Here is a 19,219-nt window from a genome sequence, read left to right on the forward strand (position 1 = left end):
TCCACGCAAAATAAAGCCGGCTGCCCAGGCAGTCGGCTTTTTTGCGCCCGGGCTAAGAGCCTGTTCAATGTCTGCTGCGCGTCGTGAAGGGTGGCACAGTGAGTACGGTTTCAGAATGCTCAGTACCGTATGTACACTCCGCTTCTTCAGCCGTTTTCGCCTTGCCTCGCCCTAGCTCGCGAGACTGTGAACAAGCTCTAACGGCACATGCTCAGTAGCGCCATTCCACGGTGGCCGAATACGCGCGGCCGCGGCCGGTTGCGTTGGGCGTCCAGTCGGCGGATTGCAGCGGCATCGCGTTCATCACGTTCAGCGGCGCCGAGTAGCTGCGGTTGGTCAGATTGCTGACGCCGGCGCGCAAGGTCAGCTGCTTGTTCAGCTTGTAGTTGGCGTACAGGTCGATCAGCGTCGGCGTCGGGTTCTGCTGTTCCTTCTCCACGTCGCCGGTGATGTCGTCCGCGTTGCGGTCGACGTTGATGCGGTAGCTCTCGCCGTCCTTGCGGAAGATCGCCCCCAGCTCCAGCTTGCGCTCCAGCAGCCGCGCGCCGACATCCAGCGAGTAATAGCTGGACGGCAGCTCGGTGATGTCGCCGAAATTGAAGTTGGCGGCGGCGATGGACGGCGGCTGGCTGGTGCGCTCGCGGCTGTACGACAGCCGCGCGTAGACGAAGCCGGCGTCGTAGTTGGCCTCCAGCTCCCAGCCGCGGGTGCGCACCGGCGCCACCGAGTTGGTGTAGACGTACATGGTGTCGCTGATCTCGGCCTCCTCCGCCCTGCCGGTGTTGACGTCGGCGTAGCTGCAGCGCGCGCCGCCCTTGCAGATGCGGAACGCCGTGCTGCTGATGTAGCCGTCGATCCTGGAGCGGTAGCCCAACAGTTTCAGCCGCAGCGTGTCGTCGCGCCCCAGCAGGCCATGGAACATCGAGTTGAAGCCCAGCTGCACGGTGTCGGCGCGCTCGCCCTTGAGGAAGGGGTTCATCGAATCGGCGCCGGAGTTGGCGAAGAACACTTCCTGCGGGTTCGGCCCGCGCGAGGTGCGCGCCGCGCTGGCGAAAGGCTGGAACCACGGCGCCACCTCGGCCGAGATCAGCAGCGACGGATCGAAATAGCGCTCCTTGAGGCTGATGTCGGCCGCGCCCTGCGGGAAGCAGCGCAGGTCGTCGCGGCAAGCGGGCTTGTGGCCGCCCAGCTCGAAGCGGGTGTAGTTGAAGCCGCCGACCACGTTGAAGATGCCGTAGCGGTAGTCCAGGCTGGCGAACAGCGAGCGCATTTCCTGCTTGCCGGCCGGCGCGAACGGGTTGTTCTCTATCGCCTGCTGAGCGGTTTCCGGATCGTCGATGTCGCTGAACACATTGCGCACGAAGCGGTTGCGCTGCCATTTGGCGCCGGTCCGCAGCGTGGCGTCGCCGCCCCACAGGTCGAAGCGGCTGGCGTTGTCCACGCTCAGGCTGTCGTTGACGTTCTCGGTGCTGGTATTGGTGAAGTTGATCAGCGCGCCCGGCATATAGCTCTGCCTGCCCTTGCCGTGGCTGGCCAGCGCCGTCAGGTCCACCCATTCCGACAGCGGCGTGTAGCGGTACTTCAGCGCGTAGTCGTCGCTCTGGATGTCGCGCTTGGTGAAGTGGTTGCGATAGCGCCGCGCCGACAGCTCGGCGAAGTGGCGGGCGTTGGGCCGCCATTCGGCCTTGAACAGCTGCGATTGCGGATTCTGGCTGAAGCTCTGGTCGCCGCCGAAGCCGAACTCGGTGCTGTCGACGCCGGAGCCGTTGCGGTAGGCGCCGCTGCTGGAGCTGCTGCTGATCGCGCCGGCCAGGCCGAATTCGCCCCAATCGCCCAGTTGCTGGCGCGTCGCGCCGGCCACCATGCCGCTGCGGCCCAGGCCGTTGTTGCCGGCCATGTACTTGGCGCGCGCGCCGTAGCGCTTGCCTTCGCGCAGCACGTCGTCCACGCCCATGGTGCGGAAGTTGGCGCTGCCGGCCAGCGCGTTGATGCCGTTGCCGCCGGCCGATCCGCCGCGCTCCACATCCACGCCGACGATGAAGTTGGGATCGATCAGCGCGCCGAAGGAGCTGGTCGGCACCCCGCCGTGGGCCAGCTCCGACGGCGCGCTGCCGAAGTAGTTCTGGCTGACGCCGTCTATCATGGTGTTGACCCGGCCCAGGCCGCTCATGCCGCGGATATTGACGCTGACCGCGCCCTGGTTGGGGTCGATCTGGGTGTACACGCCGGGCATGCCGCGCAGCACGGCGTCCAAAGACTCGGAACGGGTGTTCTCGCCGCGGCTGCTGAACGCGCCCGGCTTCTCCAGCGCGCGCTTCTCGGCGCGGTCGCCGTCAGCCTCCGCGCCGCCCGCCGCGCTGCCGCTGACCACCAGCGGCCGGAACTCCACCTTGCCGTCGGCCTGCGCCGCGTCGGCCGCCAGCGCCGATTGCCCGCCTACCGCCATCGCGGCGCTCACCCAATGCGCCATCATTTTTTTGTTCACTGTCTGACTCTCCAAAGTGATCGCTGTCCGAGCCGCCCTGCCAGGGGCGCGCGCGTTCGGACAGCACGAAACAGGAGAGAGGCGTGGGGATAAGGATCATGCGGGGCTGCCCGCCCCGGCGGCGGCGGGGTAAGGCAAGGCTCACGGTTCCCGCCAGCCGGACAGGGTCAATAAAAAGGCGTATTCGCGGGCATTGGCCGCCAGCCGGGACACGCGTCCGGACTGGCCCCGGTGGCCGGCCTCCATCTCGGTGATCAGCGCCAGCCGCTGGCCCGGCCATTGCCGCTCGCGCAGCCGCGCCACCCACTTGGCCGGCTCCCAGTACGGCACCTGGCGGTCGTGGAGGCCGGCGGTGACCAACAAATGCGGATACGGCCCGGCGCCGACGTTGTCGACCGGACTGTAGCCGCGCAAGCGGCGATAAGCGTCGGCATCGGCCGGATTGCCCCATTCGCCGTACTCGCCCACCGTCAGCGGCAAGGACGGGTCCTGCATGCTGGACAAGGCATCGACGAACGGCACCTGGGCCACCGCGCCGCGGAACAGGCCCGGCGCCTGGTTCAAGGCCGCGCCGATCAGCAGGCCGCCGGCGCTGCCGCCCATCGCGTACAACTGATCGGACCTGGCGTAGCCCCGCCGCGCCAGCTCGTGGGCCGCGTCGATGAAGTCGTTGAAGCTGTTCTGCTTGTTGGCCAGCCGGCCGGCCTCGTGCCAGCGCCGGCCCACCTCGCCGCCGCCGCGCACGTGGGCGATGGCGAACACGAAGCCGCGATCCAGCAGGCTGACGCGCGGCGCGCTGAAGGCGGCGTCCATGCTCATGCCGTAAGCGCCGTAGCCGTACAGCAGCAGCGGATTGCCGCCCTTGGCCAACAAGCCCCGGCGGTAGACCAGCGACACCGGCACCCGCTCGCCGTCGCGGGCGCGTATCCACAGCCGCTCGCTGCGGTAGTCGGCGGCGCGGTAGCCGGCCAGCCTGGGTTGCCACAAGGCGCGGGTCCGGCCGTTGGCGAGATTCCATTCCCAAGTGGAGGTCGGCGTGGTCAGCGACGAGTAGCGGTAGCGCAACCGCCCGCTGTCCGGGTCCGGATTGCGGTCGAACCAGACGCGGTAAGCCGGGTCCGGCAGCGGCAGCGTCCGGCTCGCGCCGCCCTGCCAGGCGATCGCGCGCACCCGGCTCAGGCCGTCATGCCGCTCCTTGACGATCAGATGGCGCTTCAGCAGCAGAAAGCTTTCCACCTCGCTGTTCGCGCCGGGCGCGATCAGCGCTTGCCAATCGCCGCCTGGCGCGGCGCTGCGGTAGAAACCGAAACCGGCCGGGTCCGGATTGGCGCGCAGGTAGAACGCGCCGCGATAGTGGTCCAGATAGTATTCGCGCCCAGGCCGGCGCGCGGCGAACAGCCTGGCCGGCGCGTCGGCGTCCCGCGCGTCCAGCAGCCAGGCCTCGCTGCTGTCGCTGCCGGCGACGGCGATCAGCGCGTAGCGGCGCGAGGCGCTGGAAGACAGGCTGACGGTATAGGCCTCGTCCTTCTCCTCGAACACCAGCGCGTCATCCTTGCCGCCCAGCGCATGGCGGTAGACGCGGCTGGGGCGGTAGGTGTCCGGATCCACGCCGACATACCACAGCGCGCGGCCGTCGGCGGACCAGACCATCTCGGTTCCGGCCTTGCCGTCGCCAAACGGCAGCCACTCGCCGCTGGCCAGATCGCGCAGCGCCAGCTGTTGCGCGCCGTCGCCGCGAACGTCCTCGGCCACCGCCAGGTGGCGCCCGTCCGGCGACAGCTGCCAGCCGCCCAGCCGGTAGTAGCGCTTGCCCTTGGCCCGTTCGGCGGCGTCCAACACCATCCGCCATTCGCCGCCGGCAGCCGGCCGGCGCTCGTACACCGGCTGCTGCGCGCCCTCAGGATAGCGTTCACGGTATTCCCAGCCATTTTCCCGATAAGGAAGCGAGGCCTCGCCGCCGGCGCCGCGCGCCTGCATCTCCGCCAGCAGCGTGTCGCGCAGCGGCTGCTGGCCGGCCAGCAGCGTCTCGGCGTAGCGGTTCTCCGCCTGCAGATGCGCCAGCACCTCCGGCCGGCTGCGGCTGTCGTCGCGCAGCCAGGCGTAGGGATCGACGCGCGCGTCGCCGTGGGCGCTCAAGGTCTGCGGCCTGGTTTCGGCCCGGGGCGGCGCGTCGGCGCGCGCCAGCGCGGCGCACAGGCAGAAGCCCGCCAATGCGGCAAAGGAAAGAATAGGGTTCATCGTCGCTCGCGGCGGCCGGTCAGCCGGCCTGGTTCAGGTCAAAATGGATGGGCAATACGATGCGGATCTGGCCGGCGACCAAGCGCTCCGGCGGCGGCGCGGGCAGCGGTTGCGCGCGGCGCAGCACCGCCAGCGCCTCGCGGTCCAGCGACAGGGTGCCGCTGCCGGCCGCCAGGCTGGCGCTCCTGATCCGCCCGCCGGCGTCCAGCGTCACCTCCACTTTGGCGACGCCGCCGCGGCGGCGGCTGATCGCGTCTTCCGGATAGCGCTTGTGCCCGGCGAGGTGGCCCAGCACCCGCCCCTCCCAATCGGCGTTGCGGGCGTTGCCGTCGCTGTTCTGCGCGGCGGCGGTGTCGTCGGCGCGCTGCGGGGCCTTGGCCGACGACGCCGATTCGGCGCTCCTGGCCGCCCGGCTGGCGCTGTCGGCATCGGCTTCGCCGGGCGCGCCGCCGCGCCGCGCCTGCAAGGCCACGCTCTGCCTGGCCTCGTCATTGCGCGCCAGCTTCACCGGCGCGCGCTCTCCGGCGCGGGCGCGGGACGCGGCGCTGGCCATCTGCCGCTGTTGCGCCACCGGCTGGTCCGTCTCCGGCGTCGGCGCGCGCGCCTGCAGAGCCACCAACTGCACCACCGCGGGCTGGGCGCTCGGCGGCTCGACCCCGCTCGCGGCGGGCAAGCAGATCCACGCCCACAGCAGCGGCGCGAGAGCCAACAGCAAGGCGCCGCCGCCCCAGCCGACGACGGGCCTCGGCTTGCGCTCGGCGGCGGCCATCAGCCCGCCTCCCGGCCCACCAGGCCGACTTGCAGGTAGCCGGCGGCGCGCAAGGCATCCATCACCGCCATCACGTCTTCGTAAGCGGCGGCGCGGTCGGCCTGGAAAAACAGCGGGGTGTCGCGGCGGCAGCCGGTGGCGGCGTCGAGGGCTTCGCCCAGCCGCGCCAGCGGCGCCGGCTTGTCGCCCAGCAGCAGGCTGCGGTCCGGCTGCAAGGTGATGATCAGCGGCTTGTCCGGCCGCGGCGCCGGCTTGGCGCTGGAGGCCGGCAGTTCTATGCGCTGGTCGACGCTGGACAAGGGCGCGGCCACCATGAAGATGATCAGCAACACCAGCATCACGTCGATGAAGGGCGTGACGTTGATCTCGGACAGCTCGGCCAGCTCGTCGCCGCCGCCGGAAGGAAAGCCGCCCATCGCTCAGCTCCTCGCCGCGCGTACGTCCAGCTCGCGGCTGAGCAACAGCAGCAACTGGCCGGCCACTTGCTGCTGCAGGCCCTTGTGGCCTTGCAGCCAGCGGCTGAACAGGTTGTAGATCACCACCGCCGGAATCGCGGCCACCAGGCCGACCGCGGTGGCCAGCAGTGCCTCGGCGATGCCGGGCGCGACGCTGGCCAGGCTGGTGTTGCCGCTGGCGGCGATGCCGGCGAAGCTGCGCATGATGCCCCACACGGTGCCGAACAGGCCGACGAAGGGCGCCACCGCGCCTATGGTGGCCAGCAAGCCGACGCCGCGCGCCAGCGAACGGGCGCGCGCGCTCTGCGCCTGCTCCAGCCGGAACGCGGCGCGCGCCTGCAAGGCGTCGCGCGGCGCTTCGGCGGCCGACAGCGCGATCTCTTTGTCCACCTCGCGCAGCAGGCTGCGCGCCAGGCCATGGGCCGGCAGCGGCCGCACGCGCTCGCCGGCATCGGCCAGCGTCACGGCTCCGGCCAGCGCCGCATGGCCGCGGCGGCCTTCGCCGGCGGCCAGCCACAGCGCCGCGCCCTTGACCAGCAACACCAGCCAGCAGGCGAAGGCGGCAGCCAGCAAGGCCAGCATCACCCCCTTCACCACCGGATCGGCGGCGACGAACATCGCCAGCGGCGACAAGCCGGCGTCGGCAGCCGGCTGGGCCGCCAATGCCTGGACGGAATAAAGCGAAAGGCCGCTGCCTGCGATGCCGGGCAACGGCCTGATAGGAATGCTGGTCTTCATCAGTGACTAAGGGTTTGGGTGGAGGTGCCCCACTCTATTATTAATGATTATCATTATCAATTAACAAAATAGAAACCATTCCACTTCGTTCATTCACCGGATTTGGCGGTGTGCCAGACGTAGTCCGCCTGCTCGCGGCCCAGCTCCACGCCCTCCTCGGCCAGCACCAGCACCGTCGCCGGCCGTCCCGGGGCCAGATCGGCCAGATGCAGCGGCGCGCCGACATCGCGCAGCACATGGTAGGCGCCGGCGATCAGCATCGCCGGCTTGGGCGCGGCCAGCAGCCGTTCCGCCATCCGCCGGTCGCGCTGCTGCTGCACGGCCAGCATGGAGGCCATCATGCCCTCATCCATCTTGCCGCCGTGCTCGCCGCGAATCACCTCCTCCAGCCGGCTCGCCGCCCGCGGATCCCGCGACGCCCGCCCCTGCGGTCGCTCCTTGCTGGCGTAGTAGGCGCGCATCTGCTCGCGGTCCAGATTGGCCGCCAGCAGCGGGTACGGCGCGCGCAGCAGCGTCATCGCCAGTTCGCCGTATTGCTCCCACGGCCAGCCGCTCTGCCAGGCCACCAGTTCCCGCACCCGCGACGGGCGCACGCTGGGATCGCCCTGCAGCCAGGCTTTCACCTCGTCCACCTTGGGCTGCTGTCCGGGCGTCAGCATCTCCAGCAGCGCGCTGCCCTGCGGCCGGCTCGCGGCCAGGCGCTGCGCCAGCCAGGTTTCTATCCGGTGGTGGTGGCGGTTGTCGTGCTTCTCGCCCACCAGCAGCATCTCCGCCGGCGCCAACTTGTCCAGCAGCTGATCCGGGCTCAACGTCTTGCCGCTGGCCGTCTCCACGATCCGGCCCGCCGGCGGTCCTTCCGGCTTCGCCGCCGGCTGCGCCGCGCAACCGGCCAATAAGGCCGCCGCCGCCATCCATCGCTTCATGTCTTTCCCGCCTTGCTTTCTTTGCCAAGCCGGCATATTAATTGATAATGATTATCAATAACAAGAGTGGTGGCCATTTCGTCCGACCAAAACAAAACCGGCTGCAAACGCAGCCGGTCGGGTCTCGAAACCAGTGGTGACAGCTTAGAACCTGTTTCCGATCTCGCGAGCTAGAGCGAGACCAGGCGAAAACGGCTGAGGAAGCGGAATGTACATACAGTACATGAGCATTCCGAAGCGGTTTTTAACGCCGTATCGCCGACGCGCAGCAGATCGTAAACAGGTTCTTACAGCGCGGCCAGGGCGGCGGCGTAGTCCGGCTCGTCGGCGATCTCGCCCACCAGCTGGCTGTGCAGCACCTTGTCGTCGGCGTCCAGCACCACCACGGCGCGCGCGGTCAGGCCGGCCAGCGGGCCGGAGGCCAGCTTGACGCCGTAGGCTTCGGCGAAGGCCGGGTTGCGGAAGGTGGACAGCGTGGCCACGTTCTCGATGCCCTCCGCGCCGCAGAAGCGCTTCTGCGCGAACGGCAGGTCGGCGGACACGCACAACACCACGGTGTCGCTCAGCGCGGCGGCCTTCTCGTTGAACTTGCGCACCGACATCGCGCAGGTCGGGGTATCCACGCTGGGGAAAATGTTGAGGATCTTGCGCTTGCCGGCATAGCTGGCCAGCGACACCTCGGCCAGATCGCCGCCGGTCAGTTGCAGCGCCGGAGCTTGCTCGCCTTTGGACGGCAGCTTGCCCGCCACTTCCACCGGATTGCCGCGCAGGGTTACGGTTGCCATGTCTTGAATCCTCGTCAGGGTTGGAGATCGCGATAGTGTGGAGCAAAGCCGGTGGAATGCAACCCCGCCCCACGCATGGTTGTCATCGGGATCGACTGCCAGGCTACCATCCCGACGCACACCAAATTCCCAACTGATCTAAATAGCGGCGATTTTTATTTTATTTCGTTATATAAAGTGCAGGTGGCGCCGCTACCGTGGCGCCGCAAGCAGGCAATTCGGGACGCGCGCTTACCGGCGCCGTCGACTGTCATCCGATACAAAGGAGTCTCTCATGGCTAGCCAAGATCGCGATCAGAAGTCCGGACTGTTCATCGTCAGCTACAACATCTTCAAGCCGGGCATCACCGGCGGATACAACCTGCACCTGCTGCTGTCAGTCTATCCGCCGGCTCGCCAGGTCAGCGGCCGCGCCGTCATCACCCAGGCGCTGCAACATCCGCTGGTTTTCGAAAATCCGGTGCAAGGCCGCTACGAGGAAAAGGGCGGCGACATCGAGCTGTTCCTCCACGGCTTCCGCCTGCCTATCGACTCGGGCTCCCCGCGCGCTGGCGATTTCCACTTCGACGGCCACCTGAAAGGCGGCTGGCACGCTGAAAACGGCTCCCGCGCCCGCTACGCCTTCCTGCAGGCCGGCCACTGGGTAGAGGAAGTCGGCCAGGACATCCAGTTGTCCGATGAAGTGCGGCATACCGTCAAAGCGCTGAACCTGCGCTAAACGTCCACGTACGCGCAAGCCGCCGGCGCCCCAGGCCCGGCGGTTTGTTCGTCTTCAGCCTGTCCATACGGCCATGGCGATCGCGCAAACGGCGCCTGCCGTGCTTGGATGCGGGATCGACGCCACGTGCGTCCTCCCTGCTAGGAGATCGCCATGACCGACCTGCCCGCCGAACTGAACCGCCGCGGCTTCCTGCTCGCCGCAGCCGCCGGCGCCGCCGCGCTCGCCCTGCCCGCGCTGCCCGGCCTTGCCCACGCCTCGTCGGCGCACACGCTGCCGCCGCTGCCCTACGCCGAAAACGCGCTGGAGCCGGTGATCTCGGCCCGCACCATAGGCTTCCATTACGGCAAGCACCACAAGGCCTATCTCGACAATCTGAACAAGCTGACCGCAGGCCGCGACTACGCCGACCTGCCGCTGGAAGACATCATCACCCGCTCCTTCGGCCCCGCCGGCGACGCCGCCGTGTTCAACAACGCCGCCCAGCTGTGGAACCACACCTTCTATTGGCGCAGCATGCGGGCCAAGGGCGGCGGCGTGCCGCCGCAAGGGCTGCGGGAGAGAATAGAAGCCTCGTTCGGCAGCGTGGACGCCTGTAGACAGCAGCTGGCCGGCGCCGCCATTTCCCAATTCGGCAGCGGCTGGGCCTGGCTGGTTCAGGACGGCGACAAGCTAAGGGTGGTGAAGACCGGCAACGCCGACAATCCGATCACCTCCGGCCTGACCCCGCTGCTGAATGTCGACGTCTGGGAACACGCCTACTATCTGGATTACCAGAACCGCCGCGCCGACTACGTCAACGCGGTGCTGGACAAGCTGATCGACTGGGAATTCGCGCAACGCAACCTAAAAGCCTGACATCCGTCCGGCTCATAGCTGGTTGTAGACGCCGCCCAAGGCGCGCAGCACTTCGGCGGCGGCGTCGAGCGCTTGGTCGTCCATGCCCCGCAGCTCCCGCTCCAGCACCTCGGCCAGCAGGCGTTCGCGCTCTCGGTGGCGCGCAAGGCCCAATTCGGTCAGCCCCACCAGCACCGAGCGCTTATCCGCCAGCGACTTCGCTTTCTCCACATAGCCCTGCTCGCTGAGGCCATTCACCAATTGGGTGACGCCGGCGCCGGTGGTCTCGGTCAGCTCCGCCAGCCGCGCCACCGGCAAGGCTCCCTCCTCCGCCAATATCCGCAACACCCTCGCGTGCGACAGCGACAGCGCGCCGGCCTGGCGCGTGGCGCGGCCGCGCAGCCGGGCATCGGCGGCGCTCAGGCTGTAGGCGGCGCGGCTCAGTCTCGCCAGCGCCTGCTGGCGCGCTTCTCCCGCCTCGCTGAGCAAGGCATCCTCCAGGGGCTTGGTTGACATGCGTTCCGGCTCCACAATAATATAACTAAGTACTTAGTTAATTTCAGGTACGATCAATCTAACGAGGTGAAAATTATGTCACGTTCAGAAGCGCAAAGCTGGTCGCTGGACATCGCGCTGGCCCAAGGCGGTTTCGACGCCCTGCACCCGGAAGGCAAAAACACTCTGCTGCAGCTGGGCCATGACCCGGCCGATTTCGACGCCGTGTTCGAGCAGGTGAAAAGCGGCGCGATGCTGCCCAAGGCCTGGGCGGAAGTGGCCTCCCGCGCCGAACGGCGCGCCGCCCACTACGAGCGCGACGGCTACCGCCGCACCGCCGCCGACCTCTACCTGCGCGCCGCGGTGATGTGGGGCCGCGCGCAGTATTCGATCTTCGACACCGCCGATCCGCGCAAGGCCTCCTTGCGCGCGCGTTGCAACCATTGCGTCGAACGCATCGGCGAACTGCGCGACGGCCGGGTGCGGCGAGTGGAGATTCCGTTCGAGGGCGGCGCCATCCACGCGATGCTGCACCTGCCGGACGGCGAAGTCCGCCAGGCGCCGGCGGTGATCCTCGGCCCCGGCATGGACATGATCAAGGAAGACTACCTGTACGCCGCCGAGCGCTACTACACCTCGCGCGGCATGGTGGCGCTGTCGATAGAGGGCCCCGGCCAGGGCGAAAGCCGCGCCGGCGGCCTGGCCGTCACCCTGGATAACTATGAGCGGGCGCTGGAAGCCTATGCCGGCTACCTCGCCGGCCTGCCCGAAGTGGACGCCGGCCGCATCGGCATGTTCGGCATCAGCATGAGCGGCTACTGGGGACTGCGCGCCGCCGCCGGCGCCACCCGGCTGGCCGCCCTGGCCGCCTACGAAGCGGTGTGCGGCGACTTCCTCACCATCTTCGAGCGCGCCCAGCCCAGCTTCAAGAAAAACTACATGTATATGAGCGGCTACCGCGACGAGGCCATTTTCGACCGCGAAATGCGCGACCGCATGCCGCTGGACGCGATGGCCGCCGACATCCGCATCCCGGTGCTGCTGGGAATCGGCGAGTTCGACGAGCTGACGCCGCTGGAACAGGCGCTGGCGTGTTACCAGCGCATCCGCGCGCCCAAGGAGATGCGCGTCTACGAAAACGAATTCCACCCGCTGGGGGGCGTGGCGGCGGAAGTCTTCCGCTACGGCGCGGAATGGCTGGAACGGACGCTGTCCGGCGATCCCGCGCTGCGCGAGCCGGGCCGGGATGTGCGCCACTATCTGCGCCGCGACGGCCATATCGGCGACGGCAGCGCCGCCCCGGACTGGTGGCAGGGCGCAGACCCGGTGGGCGGACAGCGCGCCTGATCCGGCGGCGCTCGCGGCGCCGGCTCGCCTCGGCCACGGCGCTCCGCTAAGTTTGGTCGGCGACGCCAAGCGGCGGGCCGGCGGCGATAAGCATTTGAACGATTGACGCCGTCCGGCCCCATCGCCAGACTGCCTTCATGCCAAAGACATGGAGGCATGTCATGAGTCAGCCTGTGCGGGCCCTGCTGTTCGACGTGTTCGGCACCGTGGTGGATTGGCGCGAGGGCGTGGCGCGCGACGCCGCCGCCTTCCTGCAGCGCCATCCCGGCGCCAGGCAGGACGCTTACGCCTTCGCCGACGCCTGGCGCGGCCGCTACTCGCCGGCGATGGAGGTGGTGCGCGCCGGCCGCCGGCCGTTCACCCGGCTGGACCAGCTGCACCGCGAAAACCTGGAGGCCACGCTGCCGGCCTTCGGCATCGATCCGGCTTCGGTGCCTGAGGATCAGCTGCAATGGCTGAACCGCGCCTGGCATCGGCTGGACCCGTGGCCGGACAGCGTGGTCGGCCTGACCCGGCTGAAGGCGCGCTACATCGTCGCCACGCTCAGCAACGGCAACACCAGCCTGCTGCTCAATATGGCCAAATACGCCGGCCTGCCGTGGGACGCGATACTCGGCGCAGAGGCCGCCCAGGCCTACAAGCCGACGCCGCAGGCCTATCTGCGAACGGCGGAGCTGCTGGACCTGCCGCCAGAACGGATCTGCCTGGTGGCGGCGCACAACGGCGATCTGGCCGCCGCGCGCCAGTGCGGGCTGAAAACCGCCTTCGTCGCCCGGCCGCGGGAATTCGGCCCGGAGCAGCGGACGGATCTGGCCGCGGAACGGGATTGGGATTGGGTGGCGGGGAACTTCATCGAGCTGGCGGCGCAATTTCAGGCATGAACGCATCGATGGCGACAGCACCTGTCCTTTCTGACAGTTACTCATATCTGCTCCTGCTGGCGGCGAGCGTCTAAAATTTCCCGTCTTGCCGACGGTGGCTTTCGCCATCGCCCCGCAGCTTCGCTCAAAAATCAAAACCGGATCCAATCTTGAAACCGCAACTCCGCCTGAAAACGCTCGCCGCCGCCGTCATCGCCTGCGGCGCCCTGCTGCTGCCCCAAGCCGCCGCCGCCAAGCCCGCCTCGCTGGATGACCAGCTGACCCAGGCCACCTCTTCCTATCTGGACAAACCCTCCGCCAAGAAAATGCAGCGCATCCAGACGCTGCTGGCCAAGGGCGCGCGCCCGCATCACGCCCAGACCGGCGAGGGGGACGCCGGCCTCTCCGCCCTGCCTTTCGCGATCGCCGCGCCCAGCCCAGAACTGGTCCGGCTGTTCCTCGCCCGAAAACCGGATCTGGAAATCCCGGTCACCCGCGAGAATCCGCTGACGCCGCTGCAACTGGCGCTGGTCGACGACGAGGCCGAGTCGGAAGACATGCTGCAAGTGGTCTCCCTGCTGCTGGCGGCCGGCGCCGACATCAACAACGCCGGCCCCAACCGGCTGGTCACGCCGGTGATGCTGGCGGCAGGCTACGGCGCCGATCTGAAGCCGCAATCGCTGCGACGCTTGCTGCAAGCCGGCGCCGACGCCAATCGCCCCAATATGGACAACGCCAGCGCGATCAACGCCATGGCCGCCGGCAATCTAGACGCCATCCAGCAGCTGCGGGCCGCCGGCGTCCGGCTGGACAACCGCAGCGACAGCGGCGAAACCGCGCTGCACCAGGTCTGCTCGCGGCCCGAGGCCGAGCAGGAGCAAGCCGATCCGCAAGCCGGCGAACGCATCCGCCTGTTCAAGGCCGCGGGCCTGAGCCTGAACCAGCAGCCGCCCGCCGCCAACGGCGACTACATCGTGATGCCGCTGGCCGCCGCGGTGGAAAGCGGCAACCGCGACTGCGTCAAGGCGATGCTGGCCGAAGGCGCCGATGCCGAGCTGCCGGTATTCGCCCATCTGACGGCGGAGAAAGCCGAAGCGGAAGGCCTGGACAACCCCAGCATCCGCCAATACGTGCAGAACCGCGCCGAAGAGCTGGATGGCGAGATGATGGCGCTGTTCCGCCGCTGAGCCCGGCATTCGCGAAGACAAACGGGACGGCGATGCCGTCCCGTTTTTTACGCCTGCCCGCCGCCGTCCACCCGGCGCCGCGTCTGCAAAATCGGCGGCGCCCAGGTTTCGCCCGGCCGCTTCTTGCGGGTGGCCAGCGTCAGCTCGGATGGGGCGAAGATGTTGATATTGTGGGTGTTGGGCGTGGTGATCAGGTACTGCGCCTCGGTGGCTTTCAGGAAGCCGGCCACGCGGTCGATGTTGAAGATGTCGAGGTGGGCGAACGGCTCGTCGATGAAGACGAAGCCGGACGGATTGGACTCGTCCATCATCAGGCCGATCAGCAGGATCAGCGACTTCATCACCTGCTGGCCGCCGGACGCCTCGCCGTCGTTCATGCCCATCATGCCCTTCTGGTCGAAGTTGAACTTCAGCACCAGGCCGGCCTGGGCCAGCACCGCGTCGTCGTTGGACAACTGCGGCAGCTCCACTTCCACCTGGATGCCGGCCAGCTCGCCCAGCCGCTTCACGTTCTGGCCGTAGGCGCGCACGGTGGCGCGCAGCTTGCCGATGTAGGCGGCGCGCGCCTCGTCGGTCAGCTCGCGCGAACGGTCCACCTCGCCCTGGCGGCGCTGGCGCTCGCGGTCCAGCGAGGTCAGGTCTTCCACCAGCTTGTCCTTCAGCGCCAGCACCGAATCGTCCTGCTCCCAGTCGCCGCTCTGCAGCTTCTCTTCCAGGTAGTTCAGCTGGTGCTTGGCGTCGGCGGCGGTGTCGAATTCGTCCTCCAGCGCCGCCACATGCTCCGGCGCCAGCGCGTCGGCCGACAATCTCTCCGCCCATTCGCGCAGCTCGCCGCTGAGCCGGCGCAATTGGCGGCGCGCCTGCTCCACTTCCTGCAATTTCTGATTGTATTTGGACAGGCTTTCCATCTCGCGCTGGCAGACGCGGTCGTGCGCCAGCCGCGCGTCGCCGTGGCGCTGGTCGGCGGCGTCCTTCTCCGCGCCGGCGTCGGCCAGCGCCGCGCCCTGGCGGGCGATCTCGGCCTCCAGCTCGGCCTTGCGCGACTCCAGCGCGGAAAACTCGTCGGCGCGGCTGTCCAGCTGGCGTATCGCGTCCATGCCGCCCAGGTACTCGGCCAGGCCCGCCGCCTCGCGGGTGGCGGCCACCAGCCGCTCCTCGTCGCCCAGGATGCGCACATTGAGTTGTTTCAGCTCGTCGCGCACGGCCATGAGGCGCGATTGCCGCGCCGCTTCGCCGAACGCGTACTCGTGCGCCGGCACGCCGATATGGCGCGCGCCGCGGCGCTCGCGGAAATAACCGTCGCGGGTGATCCAGTCTCCTTCAGCGCTAGCGCCTTCTAGTGCGTTCTCCACCCGCGTCACGCTGTTCATCTGCCGGTACAGCCATTCCGGCGCGTCGGCGGAAAAGCGCACCACCTCCATCAGGCTGCCCTTGTTGGCGCGCGGCGGCGCGGCGCGCTCCGGCACCACGAAGTGCCGGTAGCGCAGCTTCTCGCCTATCTTCCAGGCCTCGCGGCGATCGGATTCCCTGTCCAGCAGCACCACGTGGCGGTAGCCGCGCAGCAGCGCCTCCACCGCGCCCTGCCAGTTGGAGTCCATCACCTCGACGATGTCCGACAGCATCGCGTGCGGGATGCCGGCCTCGTCCAGCGCCGCCTTGAACTGGCGCACGTCCTCCGGCGAGCGGCCGCGGCCGATTTCCAGCGCCTGCAGATGCTCAGAGCTGTCCTGGCGCTGCTTTTTCAGATCGCGCAGGCCGTCTTTCAGTTGATCGGCCTCGGCGCGCAGTGCGGCCAGCCTGTCGGCCAGCGAGGAGGCGTCGGCGCCGTACTCCTTGCCGGCCAAGGCCTGCAGCCGGTCGCGCTCCTTCAGCTGGCCGGCCACGCCGGCGTGCTCGCCCTTCGCCTTCATGAAGGCGTCCTGCGCCGCCTGCCGCACCGTTTCCGCCGCGGCGCGCGCCTCGGCGGCGCTCACTTCGGCCGCTTTCAGCTTGGCCACCAGGTCCAGCGTGTCGGCGTGCTCGGCGCGCGCCTGGTTCAGCACGTGGTAGCCGGCGCGGTAATCGCCCCATTGCCTGCCGAAAGCGGTTTTGGCGTCCAGATAAGCCAGCACCGGCAGCGCCTCGTCGCGCAGGCGGGCGATGCCGGTCTGCAGCTGCTTCCATTCCAGGTAACGGTTGGCGCGGCCCTTCATCGCCTCCACCCGCACCTGCAGCGCCTCTTCCTGGCGGCCCAGGGCCTCCAGCTCCAGCTCGGTGGCGCGCTGCTCGTCGCGGGCGCGCTGGTAGTTGTCCAGCACGTCCTTGTCGCCGAACACCTGGAACACCAGGTCCAGCAGCTGGCGCGGGCTGTATTCGGTCAGCTTGTCGGTGTCGCCCTGCTCCAGCGCCAGCACCTCGGCCACCGCCGGGGTCAGGCCGGCGGCTTCCAAGCGGCGGCGGTACTCGTGCACGCCCAGCCATTGCGCCTGGCCCTCGGCATGCTCCAGGGCGATGTCGCCGTCCAGGATCGCGTAATGGCGCACCCAGTCGCCGCCCTGCTTCTTGATCCGGCACAGCAGCGTCACCGACTCGGACACGATGGGGAAGAACGGCGTCGGGTACAGGCCGCCGCTGGGGCGGCGCGGATTGTCGACCACGCCGCGCAGGTAGGCGAAGGCTTCCTTGTTGTTGCGCACGTAGCGCTTGTAGTCGCGCTTGCCGGAGCATTTGATCGCCAGCAGCGTGCGCATCGCGTCCAGCAAGGTGGTCTTGCCGGAGCCGTTGGGACCGATGATGGTGACGATCTGGGCGTCCAGCGGCACGCTCAGCCGCTGCCAGAAATCCCAATGCACCATTTCCACCGATTTCATCTGGAACATCAGCGAGCCTCCCCGTCGTCCGGCGGCAAGTCAAACAGCGGGCCGGCCGACGCGATGCCGTCGTCCGCGCCTTCTTCTTCGATCTCGTCGTCGACTCGCTTGTCCACCAGCATGTCGCGGCCCTCGCGCCGCAGCAGCACGTCGGCCAGCGCGCCCTCGATGATGCGCGGCGCCAGCTGGGCGTAATCGATCATCAGGTCCAGCATCGGCCCCTCGTCCAGCCAGCGGTTGCGGCGGACGATGAAGCCCAGGTTGACCAGCCGGCCCAGATTGGCGCTGAAGCGGGTGCGGCCGCCCAGCGCCTTGCCGAAGTCGGCGTACAGCGCGTCTTCGGAAATGCCGGTGGACACGGTTTCGCCGGTTTCCAGCGGCTTCTGCGCGCCGAACATATCGCTCTGGCTCTCCTTGCCGGCCTCGACGCGGGCGATCTGGCGCTCGCGCTTGGGCAGGATGATCAGCGCCCACAGGATGACCAACAGCGCCACGCCGTCGCGCGGCAGTCCCAGATTGTTGTTGAGCCAGGCGTCGCCGGAGCCGAACACCGGCTCGGTCATTTCCGGCAGCAGCGCCGCGGCGATGTGCTCGGCGTACGGATTCTCCACCAGCCGCAGGCCGACGGCGGCCAGGCTCTTGTCCAGCTCGGCGCGGAAGATGTCGTCCAGCAGCGCCTTGCGCGCCAGCGCGTCGGCGCGCGGCACCACGCGGTGCGCCAGCAGCCGGGCGGTGAGGGTTTTGATTTCGTGTTCCACTATTTTCAGTCTTCGCTCAATTGAGCCGTTATATCTTGTACCGAGGGGTCATCCAGCAAGTGATCGCGCAGAATCAGCACATGACCATTTACGTGCCTGCGATAAGTCGAATACCGAGTAACTGCTGCCCAGGGCAATTTCATCGCCCGCAGCACTTTCCAGTTCTCATCGAATATCACTGCGAGCAGCCAATCGAACGGTTGCTCCTCTAATTGCCGGATAACACTCAGCTGACGGGATGTATTGCGGGACGTGACTCTTCGCCCCTTGATCTGAATACGTTCCCCATTAGCATCGATCGCATCAAACCCCTTGCTCGAATTAGGCTCCAATCTCAACCCGAGCTTTTGGACCAACAACCACTCCGTGTAATCGCCGGCAGGATTGTTCTCCGAACGCAAAACTTTGGCTTCACGCAATCGAGCGAGAATCTGTCCATGCAAATTCAGCAAGGCACCGACGGATAAGCCATCCAGCGGGTCTTTCATCTCGCGAGCCTCCGTTATGGTTTTGCTACCGTGCTAGCCACCAGCCTGGCGTCGGACAGCGTTGCCACCTCCGGGTGGTCCGTCGCGATCACGTCGTCGCCCCCCTGCAGGCTGAACGGAAGCTTGGCCAGCGCGGCGACGATGCTTTGGTCGTTGCTGGTTTCCGGATCGCCGATCAGGGACAGCAAGGACAGCCGATACGCGGTTTCGTTGTAGCTGTCGGCCAGCACCGCCTGGCTGATGTGGGCGTCGGCCTTGCCGCTCATGCCCAGCTCCAGCAGCAGGTCGTACATTTCTTCAGCCTCCAGCAGGCGCTCCATCTCGGGCGCGTCGGCCAGCGGCGCGGCCTCGCCGCCCGGCAGCACATGGGCGCCGGCCTTGGCGCGCTCGCGCGCCAGCAGCTCGAACTCGGCCACGTCGGCCAGCTCGGGCGTGGACAGGAAAGCCGGCTCAGGACAGATGGACCAGCCGCCCGCCAGCTTGCCGGCCAGCGTGGCCGCGCCCTGGCGGCGCAGCCAGTCGGCGATGTCGGTGGAGGTGAGGCCGGAATTGCCCAGGTGCACGCGCTGCGCGGCCAGCTGCGCCAGCCGGCGCTCGAAGGTGCCGGCCAGCGCCAGCATCCGGCTCTGCGCCAGCGCGATGGCCTGCGCCTGGTTCAGCACCATCAGGCTCAGCGTGTCGTCCTGGGTCAGGCTCTTCACCACCTCGGTGGACTTGGCCACCCAGCGCCACACCGCCTCCAGCCGGTGCTGCGCGGCGCGGATGCGGAATTCGGACTGCGACTCCAGCGCTTCCTCGAATTCGGCGTACAGCTCGTTCAGCCGCGCCAGCAAATGCTTCAGCGCCTCGTCCGACACCTGGCCCACGGCCTGGCCGGCCGCCACCTGGCTGGCCAGATAGCCCAGCTCGACGTCGTCGCCGGAGAAATCGACCAGCGTCGCCAGCGCCGCCAGCGCGACGCGCGCGCCCTCGGACAGCTGGTAGACGCCGCCGTCGCTGTCGTAGACCAGCAGATCGCCTTCACGCAGCCGCCCCAGAATGGTGGCCAGTTTGGTATCGTTAAGGTAGGAGAAGCGCTGGGCGATTTCCTGCGGCGTCCACAGCGGCGCCTCGGCGCGGCCGCCCAGCTCTCGCAGCACCAGGAGGCGCATCAGCACTTCCTCGTCGCCGCCGCGGAACAGCGTGACGAAAACGGACAAATAGCCCCATGCCCCTTGCAGGCGCGACACGGCCTGCAGCGAGCCGGGCTCGATGCCGGGCTGGAAGAAATCGGACAGTGAATCCAAG

General features: G+C 68.1%; 17 protein-coding genes. 5 read left to right on the forward strand and 12 right to left on the reverse strand.

What is annotated here, in order from left to right; translation table 11 throughout:
• Positions 1–211: 211 nt before the first annotated feature.
• The 7 genes from BKX93_RS11165 to tpx all read right to left on the reverse strand — a co-directional run bounded on the left by BKX93_RS11165 (position 212) and on the right by tpx (position 8,393).
• Complete coding sequence (locus BKX93_RS11165; protein ID WP_083340515.1) at positions 212–2,485, reverse strand: TonB-dependent receptor domain-containing protein; 2,274 nt, start codon at positions 2,483–2,485, stop codon at positions 212–214.
• Positions 2,486–2,626: 141 nt separating this feature from the next.
• On the reverse strand, positions 2,627–4,723 hold the full coding sequence (locus tag BKX93_RS11170) for a S9 family peptidase (RefSeq protein ID WP_070979829.1): 2,097 nt from the start codon (positions 4,721–4,723) through the stop codon (positions 2,627–2,629).
• 19 nt (positions 4,724–4,742) lie between these two features.
• Positions 4,743–5,492, reverse strand: coding sequence for an energy transducer TonB family protein (locus tag BKX93_RS11175; RefSeq protein ID WP_070979830.1), 750 nt, complete (start codon positions 5,490–5,492; stop codon positions 4,743–4,745).
• A complete protein-coding gene (gene exbD / locus BKX93_RS11180; protein WP_070979832.1) occupies positions 5,492–5,908 on the reverse strand; it encodes a TonB system transport protein ExbD in 417 nt (138 codons plus the stop codon). Before exbD ends, BKX93_RS11175 begins: the two co-directional genes overlap by 1 nt.
• 3 nt (positions 5,909–5,911) lie before the next feature.
• Positions 5,912–6,685, reverse strand: a complete 774-nt coding sequence (gene exbB / locus BKX93_RS11185) for a tonB-system energizer ExbB (RefSeq protein ID WP_083340516.1) — start codon at positions 6,683–6,685, stop codon at positions 5,912–5,914.
• Positions 6,686–6,774: 89 nt separating this feature from the next.
• Positions 6,775–7,608 (reverse strand): ChaN family lipoprotein, encoded by an 834-nt coding sequence (locus BKX93_RS11190; RefSeq protein ID WP_070979834.1) that lies wholly within the window; start codon positions 7,606–7,608, stop codon positions 6,775–6,777.
• Between the two features lie 287 nt (positions 7,609–7,895).
• The gene (tpx, locus tag BKX93_RS11195; protein ID WP_046156207.1) at positions 7,896–8,393 is read right to left on the reverse strand and encodes a thiol peroxidase; all 498 of its coding nucleotides are present in this window, start codon (positions 8,391–8,393) and stop codon (positions 7,896–7,898) included.
• Between the two features lie 274 nt (positions 8,394–8,667).
• Here tpx and BKX93_RS11200 point away from each other — a divergent pair, with 274 nt between their 5' ends.
• Positions 8,668–9,111: a DUF1842 domain-containing protein gene (locus tag BKX93_RS11200; RefSeq protein ID WP_052717461.1), complete on the forward strand. Its 444-nt coding sequence runs from the start codon at positions 8,668–8,670 to the stop codon at positions 9,109–9,111.
• Positions 9,112–9,264: 153 nt separating this feature from the next.
• A complete protein-coding gene (locus BKX93_RS11205; protein WP_070979836.1) occupies positions 9,265–9,969 on the forward strand; it encodes a superoxide dismutase in 705 nt (234 codons plus the stop codon).
• A gap of 12 nt (positions 9,970–9,981) precedes the next feature.
• Here BKX93_RS11205 and BKX93_RS11210 read toward each other — a convergent pair whose 3' ends face one another.
• Entirely contained in the window at positions 9,982–10,464 is a 483-nt protein-coding gene (locus BKX93_RS11210; RefSeq protein WP_070979839.1) for a MarR family winged helix-turn-helix transcriptional regulator, read from the reverse strand.
• Between the two features lie 75 nt (positions 10,465–10,539).
• Here BKX93_RS11210 and BKX93_RS11215 point away from each other — a divergent pair, with 75 nt between their 5' ends.
• The 3 genes from BKX93_RS11215 (at position 10,540) to BKX93_RS11225 (ending at position 13,837) form a co-directional block, all read left to right on the forward strand.
• Positions 10,540–11,790, forward strand: a complete 1,251-nt coding sequence (locus tag BKX93_RS11215; protein WP_222103306.1) for an alpha/beta hydrolase — start codon at positions 10,540–10,542, stop codon at positions 11,788–11,790.
• A gap of 161 nt (positions 11,791–11,951) precedes the next feature.
• Positions 11,952–12,671, forward strand: coding sequence for a haloacid dehalogenase type II (locus BKX93_RS11220; RefSeq protein WP_070979841.1), 720 nt, complete (start codon positions 11,952–11,954; stop codon positions 12,669–12,671).
• Between the two features lie 149 nt (positions 12,672–12,820).
• Complete coding sequence (locus BKX93_RS11225; RefSeq protein ID WP_070979843.1) at positions 12,821–13,837, forward strand: ankyrin repeat domain-containing protein; 1,017 nt, start codon at positions 12,821–12,823, stop codon at positions 13,835–13,837.
• A gap of 47 nt (positions 13,838–13,884) precedes the next feature.
• Here the strand turns inward: BKX93_RS11225 and BKX93_RS11230 are convergent, their stop codons facing one another.
• Genes BKX93_RS11230 through BKX93_RS11245 form a run of 4 tightly spaced genes read right to left on the reverse strand, consistent with a single transcriptional unit; the run spans position 13,885 to position 19,218 of the window.
• Positions 13,885–16,695 (reverse strand): ATP-binding protein, encoded by a 2,811-nt coding sequence (locus BKX93_RS11230; RefSeq protein ID WP_070979845.1) that lies wholly within the window; start codon positions 16,693–16,695, stop codon positions 13,885–13,887.
• Positions 16,695–17,444 (reverse strand): hypothetical protein, encoded by a 750-nt coding sequence (locus BKX93_RS11235; protein ID WP_070979847.1) that lies wholly within the window; start codon positions 17,442–17,444, stop codon positions 16,695–16,697. The genes BKX93_RS11230 and BKX93_RS11235 overlap by 1 nt, the downstream gene beginning before the upstream one ends.
• Positions 17,445–17,449: 5 nt before the next feature.
• Positions 17,450–17,932: a hypothetical protein gene (locus BKX93_RS11240; RefSeq protein WP_046167375.1), complete on the reverse strand. Its 483-nt coding sequence runs from the start codon at positions 17,930–17,932 to the stop codon at positions 17,450–17,452.
• 14 nt (positions 17,933–17,946) lie between these two features.
• A complete protein-coding gene (locus BKX93_RS11245) occupies positions 17,947–19,218 on the reverse strand; it encodes a hypothetical protein (RefSeq protein ID WP_046167374.1) in 1,272 nt (423 codons plus the stop codon).
• Between the last annotated feature and the right edge of the window lies 1 nt (position 19,219).

The organism is Chromobacterium vaccinii (genome assembly GCF_001855275.1).
In the GTDB taxonomy this organism is placed as follows: Bacteria; Pseudomonadota; Gammaproteobacteria; order Burkholderiales; family Chromobacteriaceae; genus Chromobacterium; species Chromobacterium vaccinii.